This is a genomic window from Streptomyces sp. NPDC002574 (assembly GCF_042889545.1).
GTDB lineage: Bacteria > Actinomycetota > Actinomycetes > Streptomycetales > Streptomycetaceae > Actinacidiphila.
Genome location: NZ_JBIARB010000018.1, coordinates 143639 through 151108, shown reverse-complemented (window position 1 = coordinate 151108; position 7470 = coordinate 143639). Strand labels below are relative to the sequence as shown.

Here is a 7470-nt window from a genome sequence, read left to right as displayed (position 1 = left end):
CTGCAGGGGGGACCCTGTGGGAGAGTAGGACGCCGCCGAACAATTATTAGCCTCAACCCCCGAGCTCCGGCTCGGGGGTTGAGGCTTTTTTGCGTACCATCGCGCCATGACGACCTATGCGATACGTGCCTCCCGTCCGGACGAGTGGCGTGCTCAGCGGGCATTGCGACTGGAAGCCCTCAAGGACCCCGTGAGCGGTGTGGCCTTCGTCAACACGTACGACACCGAGGCGGCTTTCACGGACGAGGTGTGGCAAGAGCGGGCGCGGACCCGGTCGTTCATCGCGGAGACCGGGGCCGGCGAGCGCGTGGCCAATGTCGCCGTGCTCGTCGAGACCGGTGCGGAGTACGACGTGCCGCAGACGCATCTTGTCGGGGTGTACGTGCGGCCCGAGTTCCGCGGCGGCGGGCTGGCCGCGGAGTTGCTCGGGGCGGCCGTCGAATGGTCCTGGCAACTGCCGGAGAACGTGCGGCGGGTGCGGCTGTGGGTGCACGAGGACAACCACCGTGCCCAGGCGTTCTACAAGCGGTTGGGCTTCGTCAGGACGGGCCGGACGATGGCGTTCCCACTGGACGAGTCGCAGACCGAGTACGAGATGGCCCTGGAACGTCCTTAGGGCAGCTGGACCGCGTCCGGGATCTCGTCGAGGAGGGCCGGAGGCTGGGTGCCGAGGACGAGGCGACTGTCGGCGCGCTGCCAGACAGGGGAGCGCCAGGGGTCGCGGGCCTGTTCGGGGGAGCGGAGGACGGCCAGGGTGGGGAGCCCGGTGGCGGCGCCCGTGGCGAGGAGGTCCGGGAGTTCCGGGACCGGGGCCAGGGCCGCGACGTCGTCGAGGACCAGCGTGAGTGGTGGGTCGAGCCGACCGGCGGGTGACCTTGCGGCCATGCGCCGGCCGTGCTCGACCACGCTCGAGACGAGTGCGGTGAGCAGCGGCATCGCACCCGGGTGGGTTCGCGGGTCCTCGTTGGGTTCGCCCACCACGTAAAGCGTGCCCAGATCCGTCAGGAATGACTCCAGGTCGAGGGAGTCGGCACGGCCGGGGTTGCAGGCGTCCCTGATGTGGACGGAGTTGAGCGATTCCAGGGCCCGGTGGACGAGGGCCTGGGCGGCGTCGCGACGGTCGGCGTGGGCGTGGAGGACGGACTCCAGCTCGCCGCTCCAGCCGGGGGCGGCGCGGGTGTGGGTGCGCAGGACGCGTACGGCGTCCTGGCCGTTGCTGCCGCCCGCCCAGCGGTGCACCTGGCGGAACGGCTGGCCGTCCACCGCGGCGGCGTGCAGCCAGCAGCGCAGCAGGGTCTCGGCGGCGTCGTAGAGGGCCGCGTCGAGGCTCGCACGGGGCCGTACGGGGAACAGCAGGGCCCGGGAGCGGGTGATGGCCGTGGGGACGTCCTCGCAGCCCGTGTGGGGCGCCCAGCGCAGCCGGGCCGGGGTGTCGACGAGGTGGGCCGGGTCGAAGACGTGGACCGGTCCGAGCTTGGCGCGGTTGCCGACGGTCTGGTGGAAGGTGTCGGGGTCGGCGGTGGTGACGAGGACCGGGCCCGCGGCGTTGAGGACGGCGGGCTGGACGAGGCGTTTACCCTTGTCGCCGCGCTGCGGGGCGAAGACCGCGTAGGTGCGGGTGAGTTCGCGGTCGACGGAGACCTCGGCGGCCGCGGGGGGCTCGGCGCGCACCGGGGCGGGGGCGGCGTCCACGACGGGATCCGCCGCGGGCGACGGAGCCGGCACCGGCGCCGTGGCCGTGGGGCTCTGCGTGGCGGGGCGCGGCACCAGCGGCGCGGGCCCTTGGCCGGGCGCCGTCTCCGCCGCCGCCTTGGCCGCGGCCCGGCGGTTGGCTCGGCGCAGCCTGGTGCGGGCGATGGTCCCCATGACGAAGACGGTGAGGACGAACAGCACCATCAACTGCCCGATGAAGACGCCCCAGAAGAGGCCCGAGCCGGGCAGGCCCGCCAGGGGGGCGGGGGCCCAGGCCCCCGCGATGTCGTGGGGCTGGGCGATGAGGTGGCGCATGGCCAGGGGCGTCCGGGTGAAGTGGACGTCGGCCGGCCAGGCGCCGTGGGAGAGGAACCCGGCTATCCCGGTGCCCGTCCACACCAGGATGGTCATGCCGAGCAGGAAGCCGATCACGCCCAGGATGAGGCCGTCGGGGATGCCGCCCTCGCGCTCCTGGCTGCTGTGCTGCTGTCTCGCCATGGTCAGGCCACCGTTCAGGCCACCGCGTCGTCGGCCATGTGTTTGTCGAGGGAGACCCGGGGTTCGCCCTGGTCCTGGTCCTCGTCGTAGTCGTTGACGGAGCCCTCGGTCATGGCGCGGTCGGTGTAGACGAGGGGGCGTTCGGTCTCGGTGATGAGGTGCTTGACGACCTGGACGTTGCCGTTGACGTCCCAGACGGCGATGCCCGGCGTGAGGGTGGGGATGATCTCCACCGCCCACCGGGGCAGGCCCAGCACCCGCCCGGTGGAGCGTGCCTCGTCGGCCTTCTGGGCGTAGATGGTGCGGGTGGAGGCCATCTTGAGGATGGCCGCGGCCTCCTTGGCGGCGGCGCCGTCCACGACGTCGGAGAGGTGGTGGACGACGGCGACGAAGGAGAGGCCGAGGCGGCGGCCGAACTTCAGCAGGCGCTGGAAGAGCTGGGCCACGAAGGGGCTGTTGATGATGTGCCAGGCCTCCTCGACCAGGAAGATGCGCTTCTTCCGGTCGGGGCGGATCCAGGTGTGCTCCAGCCAGACGCCGACGATCGCCATGAGGATCGGCATGGCGATGGAGTTGCGGTCGATGTGGGACAGGTCGAAGACGATGAGCGGCGCGTCCAGGTCGATGCCGGCGGTGGTCGGCCCGTCGAACATGCCGCGCAGGTCGCCGTCGACGAGCCGGTCCAGCACGAGGGCCACGTCCAGGCCCCAGGCACGGACGTCCTCCAGGGCGACGTTCATCGAGTCGGCGGAGTCCTCCATGGGGTGCCGCAGCCGGTCCACGATGTCGGTCAGGATCGGCTGGCGCTCCGTCACGGTCTCGTGCACGTAGGCGTGGGCGACCTTGAGCGCGAAGCCGGAGCGCTCGTCCAGGCCGCGGCCCATGGCGACCTCGATGATCGTACGGAGCAGAGCCAGCTGGCCCGTCGTGGTGATCGCGGGGTCGAGAGGGTTGAGCTTGATGCCGCCGTCGAGGGCGGCCATCGGGTCGAGCCGGATGGGAGTTATTCCGAGGGCCTTGGCGATGAGGTTCCACTCGCCGACGCCGTCCTCGCCCTGGGCGTCCAGGACGACGACCTGGCGGTCGCGGAAGCGCAGCTGCCGCAGCACATAGGTCTTCTCCAGGGCGGACTTGCCGTTGCCGGACTCGCCGAGCACCAGCCAGTGCGGCGCCGGCAGCTGCTGCCCGTACAGCTGGAAGGGGTCGTAGATGTACCCCTTGCCGGAGTAGACCTCACGGCCGATGATCACGCCGGAGTCGCCGAGGCCGGGGGCCGCGGTCGGCAGGTAGACGGCCTGGGCCTGGCCCGTGGAGGTGCGGACGGGGAGGCGGGTGCTCTCCACCTTGCCGAAGAGGAAGCCGGTGAAGGCGTCGGTGAGCGCTGCGAGGGGGTCCAGCATGGCCATGGGTGGAGCGCCTCCTCGGCGTCAGCGGTCGGCGCGCCTGCGGCGCGGGCCTCGGCTCGGCATCGTTGTCCCTGTCGTCCTTCCCATTAGCGCCGCCCCTGCGGGCGGGGCGTCAAGTGCGCACGGGCGCATGCTCGTCCTCCCGGCTACCGGCGGATGCCGGTCGCGAACGGGAGCGTATTGACGAACGCCCGGTGGTGCTCTCGGTCGCACCACTCCAGCTTGAGGTACGACTTGCCCGCGGAGGCGCGGATCGTGCGCTTGTCGCGGGCGAGTGCCTCGGGGGAGCGGGAGGAGACCGTGATGTAGCCGACCAGGTTGACGCCCGCGGCGCCGGAGGCGAGGTCTTCGCCGCGCTGGTCGATACGGCTGTGGTGGGCGATGTCGCGGGGGTCGACCACGCGGTTCATCTTGGCGGCCCGGCTGGCGTCGGCGTCGTCGTTGGTCTTCTCGGTGAGCATGCGCTCGATGGCGACGTCGGTGGGTTCCAGGTCCATGCAGACGGCGACCGTGCGGATCACGTCCGGGGTGTGGACGAGCAGCGGCGCCAGGAAGTTGACCCCGACCGGGGTGAGCGGCCACTCCTTGACCCACGCCGTGGAGTGGCACCAGGGGGCGCGGGTGGACGACTCGCGGGTCTTGGCCTGGAGGTAGGTCGGCTCGGTGGCGTCCAGCTCGGCCGGCCAGGCGTTGCGGCGGGTCATCGCCTGGAGGTGGTCGATCGGGTGGTCCGGGTCGTACATCGAGTGGATGAGGGACGCCAGCCGGGCCTGCCCGAGGGGCTGGCGGACGCGGATGTCGGCCTCGGTGAGCCGGGCGCAGATGTCGGTCAGCTCACGGGCCATGACCGCGGCGATGCCCGCGTCCTTGTCGAGGGCCTTGCGGCCGACGCCGGCCGCGCGGGCGATGGCGTTGCCCTCGGCGGCGAGTTCGCGGCTGTAGTGCATGCAGGCGACGAGGTAGGCGCGGTGCTGCTCGGAGGAGGTCGACACCATGGACTGCAGTTGTTCGTACGAGTCCTTGAGCCACTGGTCGGCGCGGTCGTCGCCGCGCTGGGCGACGTCCTTGGCGTGGGCGTCGGGGTCCGCGGGGAGCGTGCGGGCCAGCATCTGCAGCCGGGTCACGAAGCCGTCGCCGTTGGCCACGTGCTTGAGCAGGGTGCCGAACCGGTCGACCAGGGCCTCCTGGTCCTCGCTGTCGCGCAGGCCGACACCGGGGCCCTCGATCTCGATGGCCGCGGTGACCGTGCGCCGGTCGACGTGCAGCAGCACCGCGATCTCGTCCGGCCCGAAGGGCGCCGACAGCCAGGTGATGCGCCCGATGCCCGGCGGCGGCCCGATCTCGACCTCCCGGCCGTCGAGCCGGGTGCCGGCCTCGAGGGCCGCGGAGCGGTACGTCGGCGTGGCGCGCAGCGTCCTGCGGTAGGTGCGGTTGATCTCGAACCAGCGGTAGAAGGTCCGGCGCCGGTACGGCATGTAGACGGCGGCGAAGGCGAGCAGCGGCCAGCCGGTCAGACCCAGGATGCGCAGCGGCAGGATCGGGATGAGCAGGCCGGACATCATGCCGAGGAAGGCGCCCGCGATGATCAGGGCGATCTCGCCCGTCTCGCGGTTCTTGCCCACGATGGCGTTGGGGCGGGCCTTGCCGATCAGATACGTACGGCGCTGCTGCGGGGCGGCGTAGGGCTGGGACGTCACCGGCTTTCGCCTCCTGCTGTGGTGCTCTTGCCGCCGTTGCCGCGGTCGGGACCGGTGCGCGGGGACGGCGCGGGGGCCGGGGCGTTGGAGCCGCCGTTCCGGCTGCTGTGGGCGGCGATGCCGCTGGGCACGGCGTTGGCGGGCTGGCCCCCGCCGCCGCCCGTGGGCTGCTCCGGGCCGCCGCCGCGGGAACTGTGGGTCTTGATGCCCTGCTTGACGAGCGCGGCCGGCGAGGAGATGACGGCGGCCGCCTGGGACTCGGAGCTCGCCTTGCGGTTGCTGCGCAGGCTGGCCACGTCGTCGCCGAAGCCGGGCACGAAGCGGTAGATCATCGCGCTGGCGAAGATGGCCAGCAGGATGATGGCCAGACCCGACACGACGGCGCCGAAGGCGGTGGGCCCGTCGGAGCCGCTGAGCGCGCCCGCCAGCCCCAGCACGATCACGATGACCGGCTTCACCAGGATCACCGCGATCATGATCCCGGCCCAGCGGCGCACGTGGTGCCACATGTTCTTGTCGACCAGGCCCGAGTACACGGCGGTGCCGAGGAGGGCGCCCACGTACAGCAGCGCGGCCCGGATCACCAGTTCCAGCCACAGGACGCCGGCGGCGAGCACGGAGACCAGGGAGACCACGATCAGCATGATCGGGCCGCCGCCGATGTCGGAGCCCTTGGTGAGCGCGTCCGTGAACGACCCGAAGAACACATCGGTGTTGGCGGCCGTGCCGGAGGCGATGACCTCGGTGATGCTGTCGGTCGCGGACACCACGGTGTAGAGGATCAGCGGGGTGAACGCGGAGGCGATGACGGTCAGCCACAGGAAGCCGACGGCCTCCGTCAGCGCCTCGGTCAGCGGCACGCCGCGCACGGCGCGCTTGGCGACCGCCAGCAGCCACAGGAGCAGCGTGAGGAACGTGGAGGCGGCGAAGACGACCGCGTACTGGGTCAGGAACGCCTTGTTGGTGAAGTCCACGGCGGCGGTCTTGGTGACCGCCTTCGACAGGCCTTCGATGACCCAGGCGGCGGCGTCGGCGCAGCCCTTCGCGAGCGAGGACAGCGGGTCGAGGGGATCGACGACGGACGGTGTGCCACCGCCGGAGCCGTCGCCGCCTTCGCAGTAGTCGCGTGCCTGGCCGACGATGTAGTCGCAGGCGCTCTTGGTCCCGCTGGGGCTGGGCGTCGGTGAGGGGGCTGCCGCGGCACGGGAGGCGGCCAGGACGAGCGTGGTCTGGGCGGCCGCCACCAGGCCCGTGACGGACAGCGCGCGGCGCAGGCGGTTACCGGGCATAGGTGAAGCCTCCGTATCCCTCGACCGCGTTGGCGATCTCGTCCGCGCTCGCCGCCCGGTTGTCGCCGTTGACGGGCGCGGGGCCCTCCTTCTGGCCGGACGACTCGATCTTCCAGTCCCCGCCGGCCCAGGTGAGTTGCTCGGTGATCGTGAACCACGTCTGGGTCACCGGCTTCGTCGATCCCTCACCGGCCAGGCCGACCAGACCAGTGCACCACACCTCCACGGTGGCGCTGCTGCCGGAGAGTTCCGTCACCTTGGAGCCCACGGGGATGGTGCGGGAGACGAACGTGTAGCCGGCCGGGACGCTGCCGTCCTGGTTCAGGCCCACGTTCTGGAGGAAGTTCGGCGAGTACGCCCGGTCCAGGTCGGTCTGGAGGCGGCCGACGACGTCCGGGGCGTGGATCGCCGCGACGATCGCGTGCCGCCGGTCCGGGGCGAACATGCCGTCGGAGCCCAGCGCCACCGCGTAGTTGGCCGCGGCGGACTGCGCGCCCTGGTCCGTGCGGGAGTACCCCGTGGGGATGCCCGCGGACTTGCCGTCGACCGGGCGGGTGCCGGTGGCGGCGGTCGGCTGGGGGGCGGTGCCGCCCGCCGCGCGGTCGCCGTTGCCGGAGCCCGCGGTTCCCCCGCCGTGGTCGCCGCCGCGGTTGACGAAGGCGATGGCGGCGACGAGGAGGACGACGACGCCGACGACGGTGACGAGGCTGCGACTGGAGCGCGCGGGCCGGCGCGCCGGACCACCGGTGCCGCCCGGGGACTCGGGCAGCCGGGTGGTGCGCGTGGGCGGGCCGTCCTGGCCGAGGCTCATCGGGGGCTCGCCCCCTTGGGGATCGTCGGTTGAGTGGGCATCAGTACGCAGCCTCGGGTGGGGGACGGGGCCGGGAC

At 72.1% G+C, this 7470-nt stretch carries 6 protein-coding genes; 1 reads left to right on the top strand and 5 read right to left on the bottom strand.

Annotation, left to right across the window (positions count from 1 at the left end):
* The first annotated feature begins 106 nt into the window (after window positions 1-106).
* Window positions 107-616: a GNAT family N-acetyltransferase gene (locus ACFYXS_RS34905; RefSeq protein ID WP_389255630.1), complete on the top strand. Its 510-nt coding sequence runs from the start codon at window positions 107-109 to the stop codon at window positions 614-616.
* Here the strand turns inward: ACFYXS_RS34905 and ACFYXS_RS34900 are convergent.
* The 5 genes from ACFYXS_RS34900 to ACFYXS_RS34880 form a co-directional block, all read right to left on the bottom strand.
* Window positions 613-2190 carry a type IV secretory system conjugative DNA transfer family protein gene (locus ACFYXS_RS34900; RefSeq protein WP_389255628.1) on the bottom strand — a complete coding sequence of 526 codons (1578 nt, stop codon included), beginning with the start codon at window positions 2188-2190 and terminating at the stop codon, window positions 613-615. The two genes, ACFYXS_RS34905 and ACFYXS_RS34900, sit on opposite strands and share 4 nt — an antisense overlap.
* Before the next feature lie 14 nt (window positions 2191-2204).
* The gene (locus ACFYXS_RS34895) at window positions 2205-3590 is read right to left on the bottom strand and encodes an ATP-binding protein (RefSeq protein WP_389255648.1); all 1386 of its coding nucleotides are present in this window, start codon (window positions 3588-3590) and stop codon (window positions 2205-2207) included.
* Window positions 3591-3742: 152 nt separating this feature from the next.
* Complete coding sequence (locus ACFYXS_RS34890; protein ID WP_389255626.1) at window positions 3743-5293, bottom strand: SCO6880 family protein; 1551 nt, start codon at window positions 5291-5293, stop codon at window positions 3743-3745.
* The gene (locus ACFYXS_RS34885; RefSeq protein WP_389255624.1) at window positions 5290-6582 is read right to left on the bottom strand and encodes a hypothetical protein; all 1293 of its coding nucleotides are present in this window, start codon (window positions 6580-6582) and stop codon (window positions 5290-5292) included. Before ACFYXS_RS34885 ends, ACFYXS_RS34890 begins: the two co-directional genes overlap by 4 nt.
* Window positions 6572-7393: a hypothetical protein gene (locus ACFYXS_RS34880; RefSeq protein ID WP_389255622.1), complete on the bottom strand. Its 822-nt coding sequence runs from the start codon at window positions 7391-7393 to the stop codon at window positions 6572-6574. The genes ACFYXS_RS34885 and ACFYXS_RS34880 overlap by 11 nt, the downstream gene beginning before the upstream one ends.
* Between the last annotated feature and the right edge of the window lie 77 nt (window positions 7394-7470).

Bases quoted from the DNA above. Each gene is read 5' to 3' on its own strand.
- ACFYXS_RS34905 (WP_389255630.1), top strand. From the start codon at position 107: ATGACGACCTATGCGATACGTGCCTCCCGTCCGGACGAGTGGCGTGCT.
- ACFYXS_RS34900 (WP_389255628.1), bottom strand. From the start codon at position 2,190: ATGGCGAGACAGCAGCACAGCAGCCAGGAGCGCGAGGGCGGCATCCCC.
- ACFYXS_RS34895 (WP_389255648.1), bottom strand. From the start codon at position 3,590: ATGCTGGACCCCCTCGCAGCGCTCACCGACGCCTTCACCGGCTTCCTC.
- ACFYXS_RS34885 (WP_389255624.1), bottom strand. From the start codon at position 6,582: ATGCCCGGTAACCGCCTGCGCCGCGCGCTGTCCGTCACGGGCCTGGTG.
- ACFYXS_RS34880 (WP_389255622.1), bottom strand. From the start codon at position 7,393: ATGAGCCTCGGCCAGGACGGCCCGCCCACGCGCACCACCCGGCTGCCC.